The 22,398-nt window shown below is 49.6% G+C and carries 21 protein-coding genes and 1 pseudogene; 13 read left to right on the top strand and 9 right to left on the bottom strand.

What is annotated here, in order from left to right; translation table 11 throughout:
• A pseudogene (locus BMX58_RS14900) lies at positions 1-176 on the bottom strand (IS5/IS1182 family transposase); the annotation flags it as partial.
• 203 nt (positions 177-379) lie between these two features.
• On the opposite strand from BMX58_RS14900, the gene ftsH reads away from it, so the two are divergent.
• Together ftsH and BMX58_RS04225 are read left to right on the top strand one after the other, a co-directional pair.
• Positions 380-2,212, top strand: a complete 1,833-nt coding sequence (gene ftsH / locus BMX58_RS04230) for an ATP-dependent zinc metalloprotease FtsH (protein WP_068622244.1) — start codon at positions 380-382, stop codon at positions 2,210-2,212.
• Positions 2,213-2,290: 78 nt separating this feature from the next.
• A complete protein-coding gene (locus tag BMX58_RS04225; protein ID WP_068622246.1) occupies positions 2,291-2,647 on the top strand; it encodes a DUF2200 domain-containing protein in 357 nt (118 codons plus the stop codon).
• 227 nt (positions 2,648-2,874) lie between these two features.
• On the opposite strand, the gene BMX58_RS14630 is transcribed toward BMX58_RS04225, so the two are convergent.
• Positions 2,875-3,051, bottom strand: coding sequence for a hypothetical protein (locus tag BMX58_RS14630; RefSeq protein ID WP_157077223.1), 177 nt, complete (start codon positions 3,049-3,051; stop codon positions 2,875-2,877).
• Positions 3,052-3,211: 160 nt separating this feature from the next.
• On the opposite strand from BMX58_RS14630, the gene BMX58_RS04220 reads away from it, so the two are divergent.
• Positions 3,212-3,706, top strand: coding sequence for a DUF6803 family protein (locus tag BMX58_RS04220; RefSeq protein ID WP_068622248.1), 495 nt, complete (start codon positions 3,212-3,214; stop codon positions 3,704-3,706).
• A gap of 172 nt (positions 3,707-3,878) precedes the next feature.
• On the opposite strand, the gene BMX58_RS14895 is transcribed toward BMX58_RS04220, so the two are convergent.
• Both BMX58_RS14895 and BMX58_RS04210 read right to left on the bottom strand, forming a co-directional pair.
• Complete coding sequence (locus BMX58_RS14895) at positions 3,879-4,094, bottom strand: cytochrome b5 domain-containing protein (protein WP_068622448.1); 216 nt, start codon at positions 4,092-4,094, stop codon at positions 3,879-3,881.
• Between the two features lie 223 nt (positions 4,095-4,317).
• Positions 4,318-5,649, bottom strand: coding sequence for a ferredoxin reductase family protein (locus BMX58_RS04210; RefSeq protein ID WP_068622251.1), 1,332 nt, complete (start codon positions 5,647-5,649; stop codon positions 4,318-4,320).
• Positions 5,650-5,798: 149 nt separating this feature from the next.
• Here BMX58_RS04210 and BMX58_RS04205 point away from each other — a divergent pair, with 149 nt between their 5' ends.
• Together BMX58_RS04205 and BMX58_RS04200 are read left to right on the top strand one after the other, a co-directional pair.
• Positions 5,799-6,482 carry a response regulator transcription factor gene (locus BMX58_RS04205; RefSeq protein WP_068622253.1) on the top strand — a complete coding sequence of 228 codons (684 nt, stop codon included), beginning with the start codon at positions 5,799-5,801 and terminating at the stop codon, positions 6,480-6,482.
• Positions 6,479-7,825: a sensor histidine kinase gene (locus tag BMX58_RS04200; protein WP_068622255.1), complete on the top strand. Its 1,347-nt coding sequence runs from the start codon at positions 6,479-6,481 to the stop codon at positions 7,823-7,825. The genes BMX58_RS04205 and BMX58_RS04200 overlap by 4 nt, the downstream gene beginning before the upstream one ends.
• Before the next feature lie 108 nt (positions 7,826-7,933).
• Here the strand turns inward: BMX58_RS04200 and BMX58_RS04195 are convergent, their stop codons facing one another.
• Positions 7,934-8,788 carry an endonuclease/exonuclease/phosphatase family protein gene (locus BMX58_RS04195; protein WP_068622257.1) on the bottom strand — a complete coding sequence of 285 codons (855 nt, stop codon included), beginning with the start codon at positions 8,786-8,788 and terminating at the stop codon, positions 7,934-7,936.
• Positions 8,785-9,873 carry a hypothetical protein gene (locus tag BMX58_RS04190; protein WP_068622259.1) on the bottom strand — a complete coding sequence of 363 codons (1,089 nt, stop codon included), beginning with the start codon at positions 9,871-9,873 and terminating at the stop codon, positions 8,785-8,787. The genes BMX58_RS04195 and BMX58_RS04190 overlap by 4 nt, the downstream gene beginning before the upstream one ends.
• 325 nt (positions 9,874-10,198) lie before the next feature.
• Between BMX58_RS04190 and BMX58_RS04185 the strand changes: the two genes are divergently transcribed.
• The 5 genes from BMX58_RS04185 (at position 10,199) to BMX58_RS04165 (ending at position 15,819) form a co-directional block, all read left to right on the top strand.
• Entirely contained in the window at positions 10,199-11,185 is a 987-nt protein-coding gene (locus tag BMX58_RS04185) for a glycosyltransferase family 2 protein (RefSeq protein WP_068622260.1), read from the top strand.
• Between the two features lie 6 nt (positions 11,186-11,191).
• Positions 11,192-11,608 (top strand): GtrA family protein, encoded by a 417-nt coding sequence (locus tag BMX58_RS04180; protein ID WP_084253827.1) that lies wholly within the window; start codon positions 11,192-11,194, stop codon positions 11,606-11,608.
• Positions 11,609-11,614: 6 nt separating this feature from the next.
• Entirely contained in the window at positions 11,615-14,416 is a 2,802-nt protein-coding gene (locus BMX58_RS04175; protein ID WP_068622262.1) for a YfhO family protein, read from the top strand.
• A gap of 148 nt (positions 14,417-14,564) precedes the next feature.
• A complete protein-coding gene (locus tag BMX58_RS04170; RefSeq protein ID WP_068622264.1) occupies positions 14,565-15,488 on the top strand; it encodes a cation diffusion facilitator family transporter in 924 nt (307 codons plus the stop codon).
• A gap of 49 nt (positions 15,489-15,537) precedes the next feature.
• Positions 15,538-15,819 carry a nucleotide modification associated domain-containing protein gene (locus BMX58_RS04165; RefSeq protein ID WP_239420533.1) on the top strand — a complete coding sequence of 94 codons (282 nt, stop codon included), beginning with the start codon at positions 15,538-15,540 and terminating at the stop codon, positions 15,817-15,819.
• Between the two features lie 70 nt (positions 15,820-15,889).
• On the opposite strand, the gene BMX58_RS04160 is transcribed toward BMX58_RS04165, so the two are convergent.
• The 3 genes from BMX58_RS04160 to BMX58_RS04150 form a co-directional block, all read right to left on the bottom strand.
• Positions 15,890-16,627 carry an amino acid ABC transporter ATP-binding protein gene (locus BMX58_RS04160; RefSeq protein WP_068622266.1) on the bottom strand — a complete coding sequence of 246 codons (738 nt, stop codon included), beginning with the start codon at positions 16,625-16,627 and terminating at the stop codon, positions 15,890-15,892.
• A gap of 4 nt (positions 16,628-16,631) precedes the next feature.
• A complete protein-coding gene (locus tag BMX58_RS04155) occupies positions 16,632-17,300 on the bottom strand; it encodes an amino acid ABC transporter permease (protein ID WP_068622268.1) in 669 nt (222 codons plus the stop codon).
• A 233-nt stretch (positions 17,301-17,533) separates the two neighbouring features.
• A complete protein-coding gene (locus BMX58_RS04150; protein ID WP_068622271.1) occupies positions 17,534-18,379 on the bottom strand; it encodes a transporter substrate-binding domain-containing protein in 846 nt (281 codons plus the stop codon).
• Between the two features lie 342 nt (positions 18,380-18,721).
• Between BMX58_RS04150 and ade the strand changes: the two genes are divergently transcribed.
• Genes ade through BMX58_RS04135 form a run of 3 tightly spaced genes read left to right on the top strand, consistent with a single transcriptional unit; the run spans position 18,722 to position 22,191 of the window.
• Complete coding sequence (ade, locus tag BMX58_RS04145) at positions 18,722-20,446, top strand: adenine deaminase (RefSeq protein ID WP_068622273.1); 1,725 nt, start codon at positions 18,722-18,724, stop codon at positions 20,444-20,446.
• Positions 20,447-20,496: 50 nt separating this feature from the next.
• On the top strand, positions 20,497-21,546 hold the full coding sequence (locus BMX58_RS04140) for an inorganic phosphate transporter (protein WP_068622275.1): 1,050 nt from the start codon (positions 20,497-20,499) through the stop codon (positions 21,544-21,546).
• 12 nt (positions 21,547-21,558) lie between these two features.
• Positions 21,559-22,191, top strand: a complete 633-nt coding sequence (locus BMX58_RS04135; protein ID WP_068622277.1) for a DUF47 domain-containing protein — start codon at positions 21,559-21,561, stop codon at positions 22,189-22,191.
• The last annotated feature ends 207 nt before the right edge of the window (positions 22,192-22,398 follow it).

Genomic DNA, 22,398 nt, shown 5'->3' with positions numbered 1-22,398 from the left:
GGCTTGGCGATGTTCCCTCTGTCACTGTTGAACAGAGCAGCGTACTTATCTTCAATGACTGACCAGGGAATCGAAGCTGCCTTTTTGACCCAACGGTTTTCTGGATTCATTGTGAGGCCCAATGGCTGATCGAAGTCATAAATGGTCAATTGCCGATTCGTCTGCTTTTTGTACATTTTCATCGCCTCTTCGTATCATTTTTGAAAAAAGTGCACGGGTTTTTGGTGTTTTCCCCTAGATTCCATGCATCTATTATACCAAAAAACATCGAAAAACGCTGTCACAATAAGGTTTATAAATTATTCAGTAGACATTAAATATGTTATGGATCAACAGCAGCAATGGATTGCGCTAAAAGAAGAAGGGGAGGGAGTAGCTGATGGAGTCGAAAATGCCCCCGAAAATCAACAAACAATGGCTGAATTTTACTTTGACAACTGTCGCTTTTCTGATTGTGCTGAATTTTTTCATTTCCCCCGGACTGGGTGAAAACCCGGTGACGGAAGTGGATTACAAGACATTTGTGACGATGCTGGAAGAAGGCAGTGTCGAGTCGGTGTTGGTGGAGGAGAACCGGATCGAATTCACGGCGCTGGACGATGAGGGGAAGACGGCTGCCTATATCACCGGCAGAATGGAAGATCCGGAGCTTACCGACCGATTGCTGGCGACTGATGCCACGTTTACAACCCAGATTATTGAAGAAACGTCTCCGCTGGTGAATTTCTTCCTCGTTTGGATTCTCCCGTTTGCGTTACTTTATGCGTTCTGGAGCTTCATGATGCGCCGACTGCAAGGACGGATCGGCGGCGTCGGTAGCGAAATGAAATTCGGCAAAAGCAATGTCAAGATTTATGCGGAATCGGAAACCGGGAAAACCTTTGCGGACGTAGCGGGCCAAGACGAAGCGAAGGAAGCGCTCTGGGAAGTGATCGATTTTCTGCATAATCCGCAAAAATACCGGGAGATCGGAGCCAAGATGCCGAAAGGGATTCTGCTGGTCGGACCGCCTGGTACCGGGAAAACGCTTCTTGCCAAAGCTGTCGCGGGCGAGGCCAGAGTACCGTTTTTCTCGATATCGGGATCCGAATTCATGGAGATGTTCGTCGGGGTGGGCGCCGCCAGGGTAAGGGATCTGTTCGATCAAGCTCAGGCAAAAGCCCCCTGCATCGTCTTCATTGATGAAATCGATACGATCGGCAAGAGCCGTAACGTAGCGGGCTTTACCGGAAATGATGAACGGGATCAGACGCTCAACCAATTATTGAATGAAATGGATGGTTTTTCCTCGGAGAAAGGGGTGGTGATCCTGGCGGCAACGAACAAGCCGGAAGTTCTGGACAAAGCGCTGCTGCGGCCGGGACGTTTTGACAGGCGGATTCCGCTTGAATTGCCCGACATCGCAGGAAGGGAAGCGGTTTTGGCGGTGCACGCAAAATCCGTCAAAATGGATGAAGCCGTCAATCTGAAGGCGATCGCCAGGGACACACCCGGCAGCTCCGGAGCCGATCTCGCCAATCTGATAAATGAAGGCGCTCTCCATGCCATAAAAGAAGGACGCAGCAAAATCAACCAAGCCGATCTGGAGTATGCGCTGGAAATCATTCTGGCCGGATACCAACGGAAAAATGCGATCCTCTCGAAAGAAGATAAATTGGCGATAGCGTACCATGAAATCGGCCATGCGATCGTTGCCGCAAAACAGACCGATTCCGCGCCAGTCAACAAAATCAGCATCATCCCAAGGACATCCGGCGTGCTCGGCTATACGATGCAGTCGGAAGAGACCGACCAGCTGCTGCTGAGCCGGGAAAAGTTCCTGAACAAGATTGTCACCTACATGGGCGGGCGCTCCGCAGAGGAAGTCATCCTAAATACGGTCACTTCCGGGGCGGAAAACGATATTGAAGCCGCGACAATGATTGCACGGGCGATGGTCACGCGCTACGGCATGAGTGAAAAGTTCGACATGATGGCCCTGGAAACGATCAATAACCCTTATCTGGGAACGGATTTGACCTCCCTCGTGTCGAATGAAACCTCCGCAAAAATCGATGAGGAGGTTTTGCGCATCATCAAATTCGCCCATGAAAAAGCCAAGGAAATCATCAGGGAAAACCTACCGAAAATGCATGAACTTGCAAACCATCTGCTCGAAAAAGAAACCATGACCGGCGAGGAATTCATGGAAATGCTGATGCGAGATAAGTGAGCTTTTCTGCGATTTATGGGATAATAACAAAAAGAAGCATCAAAAAACTACATCATGAAAATGCAAAAGGGGTCCCGCATGAAAAACACAAACACAAAAATATTTGGGATGTCGTTTGCCAGCGTATATCCGTTGTATATCCATAAGGCCGAGAAGAAAGGCCGTACGAAGGAAGAGGTCGATGCGATCATTTTCTGGCTGACCGGATATGATGAGGCCACGCTGCAGCGACAGCTGGACAATAAAGTCGATTTCGAGACCTTTTTCGAACAGGCACCGCGCTTGAATCCAAACGTTTCGCTGATCACAGGGGTCATTTGCGACTATCGCGTCGAAGAAATCGAGGACAAACTGATGCAAAAAATCCGTTACTTGGATAAGCTGATCGATGAGTTGGCAAAGGGCAAGGCCATGGAGAAAATATTGAGGGCATAGACTGGTCGTCGCCAAAAAAATCCGCAATCACTCAAACAGCTGATTGCGGATTTTAACATATACGCCTTGTTGCTTTCTATTTTTTCACCATTGTGCGACAACTGAGCAGCAAAGCGTTCGATCGAATCCATCAACAAAGACGAACCAGCCCGAAAACGAAAGTTCGATAGAGGAACTTCGTTTTCGGGCTGGTTTTTGCCGGTTATTTGGTTGCTGTAATCCAGCAGCTAGACATATTCGATGATGCCGCGTTTGAGCAGCTCTTTTCTCAAGGCCTCATTTTCCGACCGTAATCGTTTCACGTCTGCTCTCAAAACAGAATCGTATTTTCGGGTTCCGTTCATGACGAGCATTATCAGGGTCATAAACAGCAGTATTGGGATGAAAAATTGGATCGTCAGCATGAGTGTATCCTTCTTTCTGAAGTGTTTTTTGCTACACTTAAAGGATATCAGGCTATTATGTTGCTCTGATGAAGATGACTAATCTCCATTCAATCTACACATTCGTTCAGTATATTAAGGATATCAATTTTTAGTTATTTCACTTTAAGGAGGAAACAAAATGAGCATGACGCATTACATGTCTTTATTAGCTTCAAATCAGCCCTGGAATCTTATCATATTCATGGCCATCCCTGTGATCTGCGCGGAGACGCTGACGATTTCGGAATTTTTCATTATTTTTGACAGGGTAAAATCAGGCGGCCTGAGGACTTTGAATAAAATCGTCGGCATTTTTGCCGGCTTCTATTTTACGGGAATATTCTTCTACCTGTTGTTTAACGCAGTGATTCCATTGACCACCACAAACGGTTGGCATACATGGGTCGACGTTGTGGCAGTAGGCTTCTACTTGAGCGGCGTACTGTTCCTATTGCCGATTGCACTTATGGAAATTGGTGTCCTGTTCCGGAACAAAACCGATGAAGAGAAGATGAAAATCCACTTTATGCTGGTCGGCGGTTTCCTGGTTGTTGCGCATATCGCCATGATCTTCGGCATGGTGAATCCTGAAATCATCGACAGCATGGCTGTAATGCCGGGGATGACGAATTAGGCATAAGTATTTAGAGTTGTATCCAAAAGACGCAAATAAACGATCAGCACCTCCTAATACGTTAAACGTATTAAGAGGTGCTTTTTATGGTATATATAATTTTCTGGATAGTCCTCGCAAGCATAAAACTCATCCTGCCAACGAATCAGCGGCACTTCGGCCTACTTTGCTGTCATTCAACCAATGTCCCGACAATCGGCAGCCCATCCAACACGGAGCTTCCATGCGGCGAACGGCTGATGGCGTTGGTCAAGTCGGTACCCGCCTGTACCCCATAATGGTTCCCGTTCTGCCATTTGGGTGCATTCGTGACGTCGTAGACGGTGCCATCAACGGCGACATAGGCATCATTTCCGTTTTTTCCGTCATACTGCGCCAGTTCATCCAGGGTAAAGGTTGTTCCCTTCGACTGGGTATTTGATGACGATGCAACTTCCGAGGGTGAAGCGGCTGAACTGGCAGCGGCAGTGGTGACTGCCTGGTCGGTAGTGCTTGCCTGTGTTGTTCCGCATGCCCCGAAAAGTAAACCTGCGCCGAGTAAGAGGCTGATCATTTTTGCTTTGTTATTGTTTTTCATTTTGTTTTCTCCCTGTTTGGACTCCTGTCACTGGCTACAACCCAAATGACTCGAAGTGGATTTTTTGTTTTGAAACATTTTTGGAAACCAGCGCCGATTCAACCGTATGCATGAACCCTTTCGGACCGCAAAGGACAAATTCGCTGGTGGCATAAGGAACTGCAGCGGCTTCGAAAATGGCTGCCGTTTTTTCCGCATCCAAGTATCCGCTCGTGTTTGAATAAAAAGGAACGAATGTGAAATTGGGCATGTCTTTCTGGAAAGAAGCCAGTTCCGTTGCATAGGCGAGTTCATTCTCGTTGCGCAAACTCCAGATGAGCACCGCTTTATTGGTGGCGTTCTTTTGGCGAAGGCTTTCCAAGATGCCCAGCATAGGCGTCACACCGACACCGCCGGCAAACAGCACTAAGCTCTTATCCGTGTTTTGGATGTCTTCCAGTGGCTGCCATAAGCCGCCGTAAGGGCCTTCGACAGTAACTTTCGTCCCTGGCGTGATGCGTTGGATGATGTGCGTATAGTCGCCGGAATCCTTGATGGATACAGAAAGGGCCTGCGGATTTTCCGGTGCGGAAGTCAATGAAAAAGGGTGTTCTTCAAAAGTATAGTTATCATCCTTGACCCTCAAATAGATGAACTGGCCAGCTTTGTAATCAAAGATCCGTCCGTTTTCGGCGGCCAGCGTCAAACTGACGATCTGATCGGTCTCATTCACCACATTGGTTATAGTATAAATATTATTCTTCAACAGAATCGGCCGGATCAGCTTATGGTACACATAGAAGCTCAAAGCAACGATGAAATAAAGGCTGTACATCAGTGTCAATGTCAGATCGGCCCGCACGAAGTAGGCGATGGTGATGACATGCACGGACAGTGCGATGATGGCGACAATGTTGAAGTTATGCAGAATTTTCATGGTTCCGTATTTAGTGAGGGCAAAATTGCCTAGCGCATCCTTCGCCATTTTAATTATTTTGATTCTGGCCAGCCAGCTGGTCATGAAGAGCACAGACAGGACGGTCAACAGCAGGAACAGCATGATGGCAAAATCCCCGAAGACAGTCGAAAATTCAAACTCTCCCCAAGCGAAACTGGCCCATTCTTTATGCAGCAAGCCAAGCGCCAAAGCGACGATGGCCATGATGCCGTGGAAGCGATGGAACTTATCCAGGCTGAAGTATTTTTCGATGAACTTGGGTCTTGCGGCCGTTATCAATTCGGACAACAACCAAGTGTAGCTGATGGTTCCGATAAAAGCGGGCGCTGCGATACTGAAATTTAGCCCTTTCAGCGAGATGAAGGCAATAGGTAAAGGGCTCAAAAAATAAATGGCGAGAATCATATATTGGATCGCTTTTCTTTTCATGTTTATTTCCTCCGGTTTCTTATTTATATTCATTATAGATAAGAAAATTTAGGATGGCATGAAGGTAAGCTGAAGATTAGCTGAAGATGACATTTTCCTTTCTGTCAGCAAGTGGAAGCGTGCTACAATAAGACAAAGAGGTGATTGCGATGAACGGGAAACAAATGCGTGTTTTGGTTGTGGATGACGAACAGAGCATCCGCGATTTTTTGACGATGGGACTGGAAGACGAAGGATACAGCGTGGAAACGGCAAAGGACGGCTTGGTGGCGTTGACGAAAATGCATGAAAATCCTTTTGACATCGTCATTTTGGATGTGATGATGCCGGGCATGGATGGCTATGAATGTTGCCGGATGCTGAAGCAGAAATATGAGGTGGTCGTCATTATGCTGACAGCGAAGGACCAAGCGGAGGATACGGTAAAAGGCTTGAAAACCGGAGCGGATGATTATCTGGCCAAGCCCTTCAGCTTTCTGGAGCTGCTGACGCGGATGGAGGTCCGCTTGAATAGCCGTTTCCCGCAGAAGAACACTGTCATCAGAAAAGGGCCATTTTCGGTCGATGATGCCCGCCATGAGATCATGTTCGAAGATGAAAAACTCGATCTGACCCCCACAGAATACAAACTGATGTGTTTGCTGTTCGACAACGTGAACATCGTCGTCTCAAAAGAAACGATTATGAATCAGGTCTGGGGCTATGACTACTTCAGCAGTTCGAATGTGGTCGAAGTGTACATCCGCAACTTAAGGGAAAAACTGCATGATACCGCGCACCGTTACATCAAAACCGAACGCGGATTTGGTTACAAATTGGATGTGGAAGGATGAAAGCGAAAAATCTGAATAGACAACTGTTCCAGCGCAGCATGCAGCTGCTGCTGTTGTTTCTGGTAATCATCGGTTTTTTGCAGACAACCTTGATTTATCTCTACACCGAAAAACAAAGGGAAATGGAAGTGGGCAGCTATCTCGATGGCCTACAGCAAACGACCAATCTGCTCGGTGAGGGACAGCTGCTGACTGAACAAGCGACTGAGCTTGCCGAGGATATCCTTTCGGATGCGAACGTGACTTTTTACGCAAGCAACGGGGAACAGCAAATGATTCACATCAATCGGCTGTTTTTAAAGGACAAACAGACAGCGGTTTACACCGAACCTGTTTATTATGAAGGGAAAGCAATCGGTACGATTGAAGTGATCTATTCCATCCACGAGGCGCTGGAGTTGATTGTCACACAGTTGGTCATTTTCATGATTGCCAGCATCATGATTCTGTTGTTGGCCTGGCGGTTCTATCGGCGCATGCTGCGGAAAACGTTGGCCCCATTGGATCGCGTCATCGCATCGGTTTCTGAAGTCGCTGTCGACAATCTGGCTGAGCCGATCGTCATCGCCGATGCCCAAGCGGATATAGCCAAACTGGTCGATTCGACCAATGAGCTGAAAGTGCGGCTTCATGATTCCTTTCAAACCATTGAAGAGAATCAGCGCAAGCTGCAACAATTCGTTTCCGATGCTTCGCACGAGTTAAAGACGCCGCTGACGACAATCCAGGGCTATTCGGAAATTCTGTTACGTGGAAAATTGGATAACCCCGAGAAGATACGCTATTCGCTGGAGAGCATGCTTGATCAAACGAAACGCCTGACGTACATTGTGAACGAACTGCTGGAGTTATCAAAGTTGGACCGGAAGGTGTATATGGGGAAAGCCGAATTGAACCTGAATGTTGTTCTGCAGGAGATTTTTCCCTTGCTGAAGATGATCCAGGAAGGCCGTGAATTGAAACTGACTATGGGCGAGGTGCCTGATGTTTTGATGAACCGCAACAAAATCGAGCAAGTCATTTTAAACATCGTCCAGAATGCCATTTTCCATTCCGACCGCCAGACACCAATCATGATCAGTACCTACCAAGAAAATGAAAAAGTCGTCATGGCGATCACCGATTTTGGGGAGGGCATTGCCGAGGAGCATCTGCCGCTCATCTTTGATCGCTTTTACCGGATCGACACCGATCGCTCGCGCGAAAGCGGGGGGACGGGATTGGGTTTAGCTATCTGCCAAGACATCATGCATGCGCATAATGGGGAAATCGATGTGCAAAGTATTGCGGGAAAAGAAACGACATTCTTTATCCGGTTTCCTATGATGAAGGCTGATCGCTAAAAGTCCAATCCTAAATGGCCTTTTTGGGGCCGAGTGGAATTTATCAAGGCACTCAAAAAAATGCCCAATCCCACCTTTATCCGGGATTGGGCATTCATGTGCTCAGGCTCAATGGGCAAGTGAGTCCAATGATACCTTCAGGCCGCAATGGTCAGAGATGAGCGGGGTATCTTTTCCGTCGAAGAGGATTTCAGCGGACAGAACTGTTGGCTTGTAATTGCATAGGATATAGTCGATCCGCCGGGGATGCTGCTTCTGAAGGATCGCACCTGTCCGGTGGGAGGGGAAAGTGAATTTCCCTTTTCGGATGGGTGCCAATGCATAGGTATCCTGCCAGCCGGAAATTTTTGTGATCCAATCATAGCCTTTGCCGCGCCGATTGGCGGAAGCATTGAAGTCGCCCAATAGCACGATTTTTTGATCGGGATGAAGGGTGGTCAATGCGGTTTCCAGCCGTACCCATTCCTCCAGGAAGTGATTCCTTTTGTTGTCCTGCCATCCCGACAAATGGCAAGAGTAGAAAAGCATGCGTTCATTTTGGTTTGTTATTTCAATACCCGCTACGCCGCGCCGCTTTTGCGAAAAATAGGGCTGCTTGGATGAAATCACGTACCCATGGAGCTTTTTGATGGGGTGGCGGGAGAAGATTGCCACACCTTCATCATATAGCCGATAACCCAAATGGCAAGGGAACCAGGTCCAATAATAGGCGGTCCCCATTTTTAAAAGAGTTTGCTGCAGGACGAACGCGAAGTTGTTTTTGCGGATGGCTGGCTTTGTTTTCCCTGGAAAATAGTAAGGATCATTCTCCGCAGTGGCTTCAGGGGCAAAACGGGATTGATTGACTTCTTGGAAGGCAATCACATCATATTGTTCGGCGGCTATATGCTGGGCAAGCCAGTTCATTTTTTGTTTAGAGTTGGATTCCATCCAACTATGCGTATTCAAGGTCAACAATTTCATTGGAACAGTTCACTTCCAATACGGTATGATGGAAAAAATTCGTGGGAAGGGATATTTCTTCGGTGGTCACGCGGAGCGCCGCCAACAGCCGGAAGCATCATTTTCTTTTCCGCCAATGCATCCAAGCTACGTCCAGCCGCGATACCGATGGTCCATTGATTGTCGAATGAAGTCTGGCCATAATACAATTGAACCCCGTCCGGTTCGATGATCATGCTGGAACGATAGATTCTGTAACCATCAGCATCCGCTTTGTCGCCGCTGTTCGATAACAGATGTTTTTCTGCGGTGAAATGGATGCCGTCAGTGGATGTGCTGTAGCTGAGTTCGCCGCCTACATCTTCACGGCTTTTACGATTGAGGTTCAAAAGATAGTAAACCCCATCGATCTTCATGACGTCCGGATGCCAGGAATGAACGGCCTTGCCATCAGCGGTGATCGCGCTGAAAGGGCCCCAGTTTTTGCCGTCCGCACTTTCGCTGTAAAGGACATACCAGTCGCGCATGATCCACATCTTATAGCGTCCGTCCTCAAACACGACGGAAGGGGAAATCAATTGCAGTTTGTCACCCATTTCCGCTGTCATAGTTTCCGGATCGCTCCAGTCTTTGCCATCCGATGAGGCGATGCGATAGAGCGTTTCCTGGGAAACATCTTTTGTAATTTTTACGAACTCGCGGTACCATAATTCCAGCTTTGCTGTGGAGCGGTTATAGAACAAGTGCCCATCTGAATTGTAGGAATGCAGCCCTTTTTTTGGTGTCGGCACCAAAGGGTTGCTGACGCCGGCGGGGACTTCCCAATTAATCCCGTCATTGCTGGCAATGATGCAAGGATTCTCTGTCTGATCATTCTCAAAGGGATAAGGCGTGAATGCCATCCAATATCGATAACCGTGCCATTTCTCATCGAATTGGACAATAGATGGATGGGTCGCCTGATGGGTTTTACCTTTCCAATCTGTGCCGTCATCATAAGGGGTCGGAATCGACAGGAACCGCGATGAAGTGGCGGCCTGTATGGGAGGAATACTGATGCCGAACAAGATGTTGATGGCCAAAAGAATTAAAAAAATTTTTTTCATATGATACGCTCCTGTATTCAGACGGATGCCATCTGTATCTAAACTGGCCAACTTTGGCTTCTTACTGTTTGTGGATCCTTTTCAATATTTTTGCATATTTTTTTTTGTTAATCAACAGGGCAGCGTTGGTATCCGACGGCCGACTTTGTCATAACCGCGGCAAAAAGCTGCCTGAAAGGATGAATTTGCGTCGGGTATAGCGGGAAAATCATTGCAAACGAGCAAATGCTCCCTCCTTAATATCCTGACTTCCGATACGATGTTCGACTGTTTGTAGTATAATTAGATTTAAATTTGACTTGATAAGGAATGGATGAGAGAAATAATGGGGAAAATTACGATATTGGTTCCTGCCTACAATGAGGAGGCCGTTATTGAGAAAATGTACGAAAGATTGAATGAAGTGTGCGTAAACTTGGAACGGCACACCTTCGAATTCCTGTTTGTCAATGACGGCAGCCAGGATCGGACACTTCAGCTCGTCAAACAGCTGAAAGAAAAAGACGATAGGGTCCAATATATAGATCTGTCGCGTAATTTCGGCAAAGAGGCGGCCATGATCGCAGGCCTTGACTATACCAAAGGGGATGCGGTCATCATCATCGATGCCGATCTGCAACAGCCACCGGAACTTTTTGAAGAGATGATCCATTGGTGGGAAGAAGGCTATGATGATGTCTATGCTATAAGGAAGGAGAGAGAAGGGGAGAACTGGCTAAAGAAATGGACTTCCCGGAAGTATTACCATGTGCTTCAAAAAGTATCCCAACAGGAAGTCTATCCTCAGGTGGGCGATTACCGTCTGTTGGACAAAAAATGCATTGATGCCCTGAAGCAACTGAGGGAACGGGAACGCTATACGAAAGGACTGTACAGCTGGATCGGCTTCAAGAAGAAAGAAATTGCGTATGTGGCCCAGCCGAGAGTTGCCGGCGAAACAAAATGGAAGTTTTCCAGTCTGATGAAGCTTGCGATCGACGGCATCACTTCCTACAGCACGGTGCCTCTAAAAGTTTGGTCGGTCGTCGGCATCATCATCTCCCTTTTCGGCTTCATCGTTTTGGCTGCCGAAGTGCTAAAAACGTTGATTTTTGGGTCAAATGTGGCAGGGTATCCTTCCTTGTTCGCCGGTATCTTTTTTCTGGGAGGCATCCAGCTTATTTCGTTGGGGATCATCGGGGAATATCTGGGGCGGGTGTTTATCGAAACCAAAGAGCGTCCGTTGTATTTCATTCAGGAATATTCTGAGTCGGATCAGGTGGAAAACGAGCCTGGACAAAGGCCGGGAATCCGGAATGGAAGAGGTGAATAAGGCGGCATGGAGAGGTTGAAGAATCTATATGGAAAATTTGAAGAGGTCATCAGCTATTTGATTTTTGGCGGACTGACGACAGCCGTCAATATTGCGGTATTCTTCCTGTGCGATACGATACTGGGCATGAATTATTTGGTCGCTAATGCGATTTCCATCATCGTTTCCATCGTTTTTGCTTTTTTTACGAATAAAAAATATGTTTTTAAGACGAAAACTTCTACGTTCAAGGAAAGCGCCCTTGAATTCATCCGATTCTGCACCTTCCGTTTGCTCTCGGCCGTTTTCGACATGCTCAGCATGTGGATTTTGGTCGACGGGATCCATTTGGATGCTAATGTGGCCAAGCTAGCGACACAGTTCATTGTGGTCGTATTGAACTACGCCTTCAGCAAATGGTTCATTTTTAAGCAGAGGGGATGAGCAGGCATGTTTGAAGAGAACAACGTGAAAAAAAAAACAGCTGTCTATTATACAGGCTTATTTTTAGTGATGACGGCCCTCATCTACGGGTACTTTGTGAAGGAACAGAAGTCATTCATTTGGGAAGGCGACGGTTTTTCGCAGCATTATCTCGTTTTTAAGGATTACTTGAGCATGTGGCGGGGATTCTTAAGCCATCCAACGCACGGATTCCCTTTATGGGATTGGAACATCGGCTTGGGGGCGGATGTCATCGCCTCTTATGGTTATTATGTGATCGGGGATCCTTTCGTCTATCTCGGCTTGCTGTTTCCGGCGGGCATGACGGAATGGGCCTATCATGTATTGGTGTTGCTGCGTGTGTATGCGGTCGGTTTGGCTTTCTTGGCGTTCTGCCGACAGATGAAGATAGAAAATCCGGGCGCCTTGGTTGGAAGCATCCTGTACACCTTCACTTTTTACGTGGTTTTGAATGTGATCAGACATCCTTTCTTTCTCCTGCCGATGATCATTTTTCCTTTGCTGTGCCTGGGGATGGAACGGATTCTGCAGGGGGAATCGAACACCGCCTTTATTTTGGCCGTTTTCTGCAGTGCTTTCAGCAATTTTTATTTCTTTTACATGCTGACGATATTGGTCTTTATTTTTGCGATCACCCGCTATTTCGATCTGCATGGCATCAAGGAATGGAAAAGCATCTTCGGGTATGTTTGGCGGGCCCTTTATTCCTATCTCATCGGGGTGCTGCTGGCCGGTATCCTTTTGGCACCGGTTGTCTGGGGTTTTTTGCATTCTTCCCGAGAACCGGGGGAATTCGCCGCCGGACTGAGGTTTTATCCGATCGAATATTATCTGGGCCTGTTTAAGGACCTCTTGATCACGGAGCGGTTCTTATGGACGGTCTTTGGCCTTGCCGCCTGCACGGTGCTGTTGGCCCCCTTGCTGTTTCTGTGGCGCAAGAAATTCGGCTACATCACGGCGAACCTGTCGGTGTACGCCGTCATCCTGCTGCTGCCGGCTTTCGGCTCCATCATGAACGGTTTTTCGGGTCCCTATAACCGCTGGACTTTCGCCATCCCGCTTTTTGTTTCGGCTGGCTCGGCGATACTGTTCAATGAACGGTTCAATCTGACGCGTTCTGAACTGAAAGCGATGGTGCTCTCGGCAGTTGCGTTCAGCTCAGTTCCAGTGGTGGTTGCCGTTGCCGGAGAGGAGATGGTTGCCGTCGCCGGAGAGGAGACTCCGTTTCGGCTTGCCTATCTTACCCCGGTTGCCTTTGCTTGGCTGATGTTGGTATTGATGGCCTGGGGATCTTGGCGGAACAGATCCGGACGGTTGAGCGGCACTGCCAAAACCGCCATTTCCGTGGCGCTGCTGGTCCTGGGGATGGCCAATTTGGTCTCCAACGCGCGGGATTTCTACCAACCGGATGGCCAAAATGAGGTCGCGACTCTTTTGGATTATGGCACAGTCGATGAGACATACAAAGAGACCTTTGGCGGCGCCGAGCAGCTGATCAAAGATCCGGGAATCTATCGGATCGGCGTGACCTCCAAGGACAATGACGTCAAAAATCAGATGTCCCTGCTGAACCGGATGGGCATGAATTCCTATCTTTCGGTTACCAACGGGGCAGTCGCCGATTTTGCAAAGCAACTGGAAAACAACCAATTCCAACTGATCCAACCGGTCCGGGGAGGCTTCGATGATCGCCGGATCGTCAACAATCTGTTGGGTGTGAAATATATTTTGACGGAAGCCAAGCGCGCCAAATATCTGCCTGACGGCTATGAAGTGGTTCAACAGACCGGGGATGACGAAGGGGCGTTTGTCGTTGCGCGGAGTGAACAGGCCTATCCCTTTGCCTACGCGGAATCGGTGTATCTTTCTACGGAAGCATTCGAAAAATACAATCCGGTGGAAAAGGAAGCCTTCCTGTCCTATGGGATCGTGCTGGAACCGACAGAGCTGGATACGGCAGCATTATCGCCATTTGAAGGGGAGCTGACCGTCAAGGATGTGGGTTTTTCCATGGCATCGGCTGATCCGGAGAAAGTGCACGTTTCCGGAGGGAAGATCACGGTCAAAGATGGCGCAGGCACAATCGATTTAGTGCCGAACAATTTGCAAGAACTGGCGAACGCGGAGGTGTATGTCCATCTGGAAGGCTTGGATTTCGATCCCGAACCCCAAAAGGAGTACGGCTGGACACCGATCGGCTACGATGCACGGGTGTCCTTTGCGCATCGGACCAAGGCGGTCGACCAAAGCGATCTGTTGACCTTCAGTTCCTATTTCCACCGCGAGAACATGCTGTTCAACATGGGAAGCCAAGGGGGCACGGTGGAATCAGCAGCCCTCAGCCTGCAGTTGAGCGCTGCCGGCACGTACAAGTTGGACGACATCAAAATCTATGCGTATCCGCTTGATGACCAGTACGCCGCACGCGTATCAGAAAAACAGGCGAATGCCATGGCAATCAAAACTTTCACGGATGAAAAAATAAGCGGAACGATCACGCAGGCTGAACCGAGCGTGCTCACGACAGCCATCCCGTATACTTCCGGATGGAAAGCGGAGGTCAACGGCAAAGAGGTCGGAACGGTGAAGGTGAACTACGGATTCATCGGCATTCCGCTGCCTGCGGGGGAATCGAAAATTACGCTGACTTACCAAACGCCGTTCCTGGGAATAGGGGCCATGCTTTCCATTTCCGGCCTGCTTTTGCTGTTCTGCAATGAAGGCTTTTGGAACAAGCAAAGGCAATCGTCCTTGCCCCGTTTAGAGCGGAAAAGACGTATCAGCTGAAAAGCAAGAGGGATTCCTGAAATGGGAGTCCCTTTTTGTCTGGAAAAGCGGCCATGTTTTTTTCCATTCCGAAGAATATGGAGTATGATTAGGGGGAAGAGATTGGTGTGCACATGCAAAAGGCTGCCCGCGACTGGAGGTTTGAACGATGACTGCACATACTCATGCACACAGCCATCCGGACAGTCCGGATGGCACAAAAGGGAAAAATTTACTCCTGACCATGGTCCTGAAGATTGTGCTGACAATCGCCGAAGTATTGGGTGGCTGGCTTTCCGGCAGTTTATCGCTGCTTTCCGATGCACTCCACAACCTCAGCGACGTATTGTCCATCATCATCAGTTGGTTTGCCGTCAGGATGGCAGCAAAAGAACACGATAAGAAAAACACCTTCGGCTACAGAAGAGCTACCATCATAGCCGCGGTCATCAATGCCACACTACTGATCATCATGTCCCTTTTCCTTTTCAGGGAAGCTTATTTCAAGTTCATTCAGCCTGAAAAAATAAACGCACTGTTGGTCATCGTGATCGCCGCAATCGGGATCATCCTCAATGCAGTGGCCGTATACCTGCTGCATAAGAGTTCAGGAGATGATTTGAATATGCGCGCGGTATACCTGCATTTTCTGAGCGACGCCCTTTCATCAGTCGGGGTAATGGTCGGCGGCATAGTCATCTATTATTTCGAGGCTTACTGGATTGATCCCGCATTGACGGTATTGATCGGACTGTACATCCTCAAGGAAAGTTATGAAATATTGAAAGAGTCGGCGAACATCCTGATGCAGGGAACACCGAAAACGGTGGATATCGATGAAATGGCGGAGGAACTCGAAAAGCTGGATGCGATAAAAAATATCCATCACGTCCACATTTGGGCATTGGACGAGCACACGCTCTTTTTTGAAGCCCACGTAAACCTGCAAAATGACATTTTGGTCAGTGAACTAGCTGACATCTACAAAAAGGTGGAACAGATATTGAAAGGGCGCTTCGGTGTGACCCACTTGACGATCCAGTTCGAATATAACTGCTGCGAGGATATGGGTAGGGTACTCGATAAGGAATAGGCGGAAATAAAACCAACAGACGGGGAGTCTGTCAAGAAGGGAAACGGTGATGGATATGACGAAAGTCGAGCTGCACAGGGAAATATGCGAGAGGCTGAATCAGCTGTATGCGGCAAAAAACAGAGACTACGGGGATAGTTTTGGTGACGGCTTCCAAGAGTACGGGCTGACGATGCCGGCTATCCGGTTGGATGATAAACTGCACCGCTTCAAACAACTCATCAAGCAAGAGGCCGAAGTCAAGGACGAAAGCATTACCGACACGCTGATGGATTTGGCGAATTACGCGATCATGACCATCATCGAAATCGAGAACAAGTCAGAAGGCTGAACACAATAGATTCAATAAAAAAGATAGACGTGACCAAAGTTTTCGATGCTTTGGTTTCGTCTATCTTTTTTTAGATCGTGATGCTGTTGATAAAACGGGCAATCCTTGGATCGGTTGTGCTTTCGAAGAAATCTTTCGTCGGGCCGTCGAAGCCGACTTTGCCGTCCTCCAGGAAAAGCATGCGGTCGGCGGCTTCCCGTGCGAACTCGAGGTTGTGCGTCACGATGATCATGGACAGCTTCTCGGAGGCGAGTTCCTTCAGGACGCGCAGCACTTCTGCCTCCAACTCGGGGTCGAGGGCGGAAGTGGGTTCATCGAACAGGACGAAATCAGGCTCCATAGCCAAAGCACGGGCGATGGCTACGCGCTGTTGTTGGCCGCCCGACAGTTGGTCCGGGTAATGGTTCAGTTTGTCGGCCAAGCCCACTTTCGTCAGCAGTTTTTTCGCTCTGGCCGTCGCTTCCGTTTTCGAAAGTTTCAGGACCGTAATCGGGCCTTCGATGACATTTTCCAATACCGAAAGATGCGGGAAGAGGTTGAAACTCTGGAAGACCATCGCGGTTTCTTTGCGGATCGCCATCATCGTTTCCTTTGGGAGTTTCGCGCTGAAATCGACTTCGAGCTCCCCGTTCTTCAGGATGCCGCTTTCGGGCACTTCCAGCAGGTTCAGCGTACGCAGCAAGGTGGACTTGCCCGAACCGGATGGGCCGACGATTACCGTTGTTTCGCCGGCTCGGAAAGTCAACGAGATGTCCTTGAGGGCATGAAAGTCGCCGTAAGATTTTTGGATATGTTTGATCTCGATCATTTCTTCACGCCTTTCTCAAATATTTGGAAGTTCGGGTTTCCAATTTGCCTTGGAGCCAGGTCAATACAGTACTGATCAGGAGATAGATGACAGCAACTTCCGAATACAGAATCAGCGGTTCATAGGTGACGGAAGCGAACTGCTGCCCGACCATCGTCATTTCGATGATTGTGATGCTGGAAGCCAACGAAGTCGATTTCACCAAGGAAATGAAGTCGTTCATGACAGCTGGCAAAGCGATCCGGATGGTCTGCGGGAAGATGATCCTTCTCAGGACCTGTGCGTGCGTCATGCCCAAGGAATCGGCCGCTTCCCATTGCCCTCTCGGGATGGACAGGATCGCGCCGCGGATGGATTCGGCCGAATAGGCGCCGCTGTTCAGGGCAAAAGTCAGGATGGCGGCGGTCCACGCATCCAACGTGATGTTCAGCTTCGGCAAACCGAAGAAGACGATGAACAATTGGATCAAAAGCGGGGTTCCTCGGAATACCCAGACGTAGAACCAAGCCAGTCCTTTCAACAATTTGCTTTTCGAAATCCGCATGATCGCGGTCAGGACCGCCAGGACAAGCGACAAAGCAAAGGAAATCAGCGCCAAGGGGATGGTGACGGTAAATCCTGCTTCCAGAATTGGCCATAGGGCGTTTTCGATTATGGATAATGTATGCTGCAAAATTTACTCACCGTTCCTTTTTTTTATTAAAAAACTAAAATGTATTCAAATTCCAAAAGCGCATCACAGCAAGCGTTTTGCGCGATACCAAATTGTATCATGCATCCAACAAGCATGGCTAGCGTCAGGGATTAACCGTTCAAAAATCAGATAAATCGTACCGATTGCGCGCTACCACGCGCAATCGGTACGATTTTCTGAATGTAAGACTGAACGAGTCCGTTCCGCTTTTCTTATTCGTTGGCGCCGACGCTGATGTCTTCACCCAGGTATTTTTCGAAGATGGCTTTGAATGTGCCGTCTTCTGTGCGTGCTGCGATGATTTCGTTCAGTTTAGCCTGGAAATCTGCGTTTTCCTTTTGCAAGATGATGCCGACCTTATCGTTGGTTGGCAATTTTTCGTCGATCAGGCGCAAAGTGGATTCCGGATGTTCTTCAAAATAAGTCAAGAACGTGATGTAATCGTTGATCGTACCGTCCGCGCGACCGGAAGTGATCAATTCGACTGCTTGGTTGAAGCCATCGACAGGGACGATTTCAGCGCCCAGGTCAGTAGCGTTCTTTGCGTAATTGCTTGTGGTCGATTGGGCTGATTTTTTGCCGCTGTAGTCTGCCAATGTTTGGATGTCAGAGTCTGCGCTGACCGCCAATTGGCCATAGGACTCGAAATAAGCATCAGTGAAGTCATAAGCTTCTTGGCGTTCTTCCGTAACGCCGACGTTGTTGATGACGATATCGTATTTGTTGACGTCCAATCCGGCGATCAGGGAATCCCATTTTGTTTCGACGAAGACGGGTTCAACGCCCAAATCTTCCGCGATGACTTCCGCGATTTCCACTTCGAAACCGACCAAGTCGCCTGTTTCTGTATCATGATAGCTGAATGGAGGGTAAGTGCCTTCCACACCGATGCGCAATTGTTTGTTTTCTTCGATCGTTTTCAGGACGTTTGTTGTTGGAGCAGTGCTCGATGCTGTAGAAGCGCTGTCCGAGCTGGAGTCGGTTGTTGTTGCGCCGCAAGCCGCCAAAGCCAAACCTGCTGTACCCACGAATAAGATTTTTGATAATAGTTTCTTCATTATGATTCACTCCTGTTTTTGTTTTTTTATTTGAATCGCTGGCGGTCATTCGACCGAAAAAACTCCCCCACACGGTTGTTGCTTGTGATGCTGGTCCCCAAACCGACATTCCCTTACTTTTTGTCGCTCTGAGGCATGAGGAAATCTTATCACCAGTCTATGTAAGAAGCAAACAGTTATAATCGAACAAGGTTGATAGATAAAATCGATCACTTGATTCGGTGGGAGTACTGAAATACTGCATCAATAAGAAGCTTATCGGTCCCCGCGTGAATCGTGTATAATATAGGAAACAACGAGATTCGCTGATTTAGGGAGCGAATGGAACCAGGGGGAATTTGTATGACAGATGCATTGATTAGATTGATCCAGGCGGCACAGCAACCGGAGGAAGCCGACCTCATCATCCAAAACGGAACAGTCGTTGATGTGTTTTCGCTGGAGACTTTTGCGGCGGACGTTGCGATCAAGGACGGTCGCATCGTCGGCATCGGTGCCTATCCGAACGGAAAGCAAGTGGTGGATGCGACCGGCAAGTTCATTATGCCTGGCTTTATCGACGGCCATATCCATATCGAATCGACGATGGTGACGCCGGCGGAATTTTCGCGGGCGCTGATCAAACACGGCGTGACGACCGTTGTGACCGATCCGCATGAAATCGCGAACGTGGCGGGGAAAATCGGCATCGACTTCATGCTGGAGGACGCCGCCAATTGCGACATGGACATCCTGATGAAGCTGCCTTCGTGCGTGCCGGCGACGCCTTTCGAGCAGAACGGGGCGACGTTGACGGCGAAGGATCTGCGTCCTTATTTGACGCATCCAAGCGTCATCGGCCTGGCGGAAGTGATGGATTATCCCTCCGTTTTGAATGCGAATCCGGATATGCTGGAGAAAATCCGCATGACGATCGAAGCGGGGCTGGAAGTCGATGGACACGCGGCCGGTCTTCCGGATGCCGCCTTGAATGTGTACAGCACGGCCGGCATCCGCAACGACCATGAAGCGGTGACGGCGGCAGAAGCAATCGCGCGAGTCCGCCGCGGCATCCATGTGTTGGTTCGGGAAGGATCGGCTGCGAAGGATTTGCTGGCGCTGTTGCCGGCAATCAATGAAAGGAACAGCCGCCGCTTCTCCTTCTGCACGGACGACAAGCATTTGGACGAATTGGCCGAAGAAGGAACGGTCAATTATGCCGCGGAATTGGCGATCCAACAGGGCTTGGATCCGCTGATCGCGATCCAGATGGCGACACTCAACAATGCGGTGTGCCACGGCATCCAGGACAAAGGCGCAATCGCACCCGGCTATGTTGCGGATATCCTGATCACGGACAGTCTGGAGAAGCTGCAGCCGGAGACGATCATCAAAGGCGGGCGTGTGCTGAATCTGGCGGCTTTAAAAAACAACCGCGCTGTTGTGCCGGAAGCTGTCCGCTCTTCCCTCCATCTGAAGCAAGTGACAAAGGATGACTTGCAGATCCCGCTTGAGAAAGGCCAGCAAGCCTGGGTCATCGGCGTTGTGCCGGGGCGGATCATCACCGAGAAAATCGCAGCGGATGTGCAGACGGAAGACGGCTATTTTGTTGCGGATCCGCAAAACGATCAAGTGAAGATGGTGGTTTGCGAACGCCATCACCAAACCGGCAGCATCGGAGCTGGGATCGTCAGCGGGCTCGGTCTGAAGCGCGGCGCGATCGCCTCGACTGTAGCCCACGATTCGCATAATCTGGTCGTGGCCGGAACGAATGATGACGATATGCTGTTGGCGATCGAGGAAGCGGAACGGATGCAGGGCGGGCTCGTCATCGTGGATGGCGGCAAAGTGCTGGCATCTGTACCGTTGCGGGTCGGCGGCATCATGTCGGAAAAAACGTATGAGGAAGTGATTGCGGAATTGCATGGGCTGCACGAGCAGTTGGCTACGCTGGCGGAGGAATCGCAGAACATTTTCATGATCCTCTCGTTCCTGTGCCTTCCGGTCATTCCGCGCCTGAAATTGACGGACAAAGGCTTGTTCGACGTAGATTCCTTCCAGCATATCGAAGTGGGGATTCCGATGTAGAGGGGTCTGCTTCATTGTCACCATAAGTCATCGTGAAAGGCGGGATCGTTATGGCGATTTCATTCCATGCATTTATCCAGATTCTGCAGACGAGTCCGGCCACCTTGGTGACGGTTGTGTTGACGTTGGGCGTCGTTTTGGTGAACGGGTGGACCGATGCGCCGAACGCGATCGCCACCTGCGTCTCGACCCGGAGCATGACGCCGCGGAATGCGATCCTGATGGCGGCGGTGTTCAATTTTTTGGGCGTCTTTGCGATGACGGCGATCAACGCGAAAGTTGCCCAGACGATGGCGAAGATGGTCGATTTCGGCGGGAATGCGGAGGATGCGGTCGTGGCGCTGTGTGCGGCGCTCTTTGGGATCGTAGTCTGGGCCACTGCGGCTTGGTATTTCGGTATTCCGACCAGCGAAAGCCACGCTTTGATCGCCGGTGTATCGGGGGCTGCAATCGCTTTGCAGGGCAGCACCGGCGGCATCAACGGGGCGGAATGGATCAAGGTGCTGTACGGCTTGGTGCTTTCCACCGTACTGGGCTTGTCCTTGGGTTTTCTGGTGGTAAAACTGGTCGGCGCGCTGTTCCGTGATATCGAACGCCAGAGCACATCAACCTTTTTCCGCAACAGCCAAATAGCGGCCGCCGCGGCGATGGCCTTCATGCATGGGGCCCAAGATGGCCAGAAGTTCATCGGGATTTTCCTGTTGGGCATCGCCTTGTCTCAGGGAGGCACCGCAACCGAGTTTGCGATCCCGCTCTGGCTGATGCTGCTGTGTTCCATTGTCATGGCCTTGGGGACCGCGATCGGCGGCGGAAAGATCATCAAAACGGTTGGGGTCAATATGGTCAAGCTGGAAACCTATCAAGGCTTCAGCGCTGATTTTGCCGGAGCCTTGAGCCTCTTGACGGCTTCCCTTCTGGGGCTGCCGGTGAGTACGACCCACACGAAAACGACCGCCATCATGGGAGTGGGCGCGGGCAGGCATCTGGGGAGCGTAAACTGGCTGACGGTCAGGGAAATGGTCTATACGTGGGTGTTGACCTTTCCGGGCTGCGGGCTGGTCGGGTATGTGATGGCGAAGCTGTTCATTCGGATTTTTTAGGGGGTGCCGGTTATGTTCAAAAAGAAGACGGAAAAGTTGGATTATTTCGATGCGTTCATCAGACTGGCCGAATGGGGCGTCGAAGCGGCGAAGTTCCTGAAACAGGCCCTGGCGGACTATCCGGTCGCTGACCTGAGCCAAAAGCTGGACGAGATGCATGCGATCGAACATGATGCCGACCTCGCCAAATACAGGCTGATGCGCTACATGTACAACGATCTGCTGCCGCCTTTCGACCGGCCGGATGTGATTGCGCTGGTCACCAGTCTGGACCATGCAATCGACATGATCGAGGATGTCATGATCCATATCGAAATTTATCAGCCGCAGCACATTACCCCGGAAATCAGCCAATTCCTGGATCTGGTGGAACAATCGGCGGAGGAACTCCTTGAGGCGGTCCGGTTGCTGAAGACCTACAAGAAATCGCACAAAGAGATCCATGCAGTCATCGACCGGATCAATGCCAGCGAAAAAGCGGGCGATCTGCTGTATATCCAAGCGATGCGCGAACTCCACCAGAGCGAAAAAGACGCCGTCAGCATCGTCATTCTGAGCAAAATCTATCAGTCGCTGGAGGATTGCTGCGACGCGTTCAAGGACGTGACCAAGTTCGTCGAAGAGATCGCGTTGAAATATGCATAGATTGGCAGTAGTTTTGGCGGTACAGGGTGGACTTCGTAGCGATATTCCCCGCCAAAATGGTCTTGACGGGGAATATCGCGAGGTCCGCGGACATTTTTGCCCGCCAAGGCGGTTTCGGCGGTTTTTTTGACTGCGAGTTGAACTGATTTTTCCCGCCAAATTGGTTTTGACGGGTTATTTCAGAGCATGCATTCCATTTCTATACAA

The organism is Trichococcus ilyis (assembly GCF_900109135.1).
GTDB classification, from domain to species: domain Bacteria; phylum Bacillota; class Bacilli; order Lactobacillales; family Aerococcaceae; genus Trichococcus; species Trichococcus ilyis.
This window is presented reverse-complemented; position numbering and strand designations above follow the sequence as displayed.

Bases quoted from the DNA above. Each gene is read 5' to 3' on its own strand.
- BMX58_RS04175 (WP_068622262.1), top strand. From the start codon at position 11,615: ATGTTTGAAGAGAACAACGTGAAAAAAAAAACAGCTGTCTATTATACA.
- BMX58_RS04195 (WP_068622257.1), bottom strand. From the start codon at position 8,788: ATGAAATTGTTGACCTTGAATACGCATAGTTGGATGGAATCCAACTCT.
- BMX58_RS04200 (WP_068622255.1), top strand. From the start codon at position 6,479: ATGAAAGCGAAAAATCTGAATAGACAACTGTTCCAGCGCAGCATGCAG.
- BMX58_RS04165 (WP_239420533.1), top strand. From the start codon at position 15,538: ATGGATATGACGAAAGTCGAGCTGCACAGGGAAATATGCGAGAGGCTG.
- BMX58_RS04185 (WP_068622260.1), top strand. From the start codon at position 10,199: ATGGGGAAAATTACGATATTGGTTCCTGCCTACAATGAGGAGGCCGTT.
- BMX58_RS04210 (WP_068622251.1), bottom strand. From the start codon at position 5,649: ATGAAAAGAAAAGCGATCCAATATATGATTCTCGCCATTTATTTTTTG.
- BMX58_RS04160 (WP_068622266.1), bottom strand. From the start codon at position 16,627: ATGATCGAGATCAAACATATCCAAAAATCTTACGGCGACTTTCATGCC.
- BMX58_RS04205 (WP_068622253.1), top strand. From the start codon at position 5,799: ATGAACGGGAAACAAATGCGTGTTTTGGTTGTGGATGACGAACAGAGC.
- BMX58_RS04180 (WP_084253827.1), top strand. From the start codon at position 11,192: ATGGAGAGGTTGAAGAATCTATATGGAAAATTTGAAGAGGTCATCAGC.
- BMX58_RS04135 (WP_068622277.1), top strand. From the start codon at position 21,559: ATGTTCAAAAAGAAGACGGAAAAGTTGGATTATTTCGATGCGTTCATC.
- BMX58_RS04220 (WP_068622248.1), top strand. From the start codon at position 3,212: ATGAGCATGACGCATTACATGTCTTTATTAGCTTCAAATCAGCCCTGG.
- BMX58_RS04190 (WP_068622259.1), bottom strand. From the start codon at position 9,873: ATGAAAAAAATTTTTTTAATTCTTTTGGCCATCAACATCTTGTTCGGC.
- BMX58_RS14630 (WP_157077223.1), bottom strand. From the start codon at position 3,051: ATGCTGACGATCCAATTTTTCATCCCAATACTGCTGTTTATGACCCTG.
- BMX58_RS04150 (WP_068622271.1), bottom strand. From the start codon at position 18,379: ATGAAGAAACTATTATCAAAAATCTTATTCGTGGGTACAGCAGGTTTG.
- BMX58_RS04140 (WP_068622275.1), top strand. From the start codon at position 20,497: ATGGCGATTTCATTCCATGCATTTATCCAGATTCTGCAGACGAGTCCG.
- BMX58_RS04225 (WP_068622246.1), top strand. From the start codon at position 2,291: ATGAAAAACACAAACACAAAAATATTTGGGATGTCGTTTGCCAGCGTA.
- ade (WP_068622273.1), top strand. From the start codon at position 18,722: ATGACAGATGCATTGATTAGATTGATCCAGGCGGCACAGCAACCGGAG.
- ftsH (WP_068622244.1), top strand. From the start codon at position 380: ATGGAGTCGAAAATGCCCCCGAAAATCAACAAACAATGGCTGAATTTT.
- BMX58_RS04170 (WP_068622264.1), top strand. From the start codon at position 14,565: ATGACTGCACATACTCATGCACACAGCCATCCGGACAGTCCGGATGGC.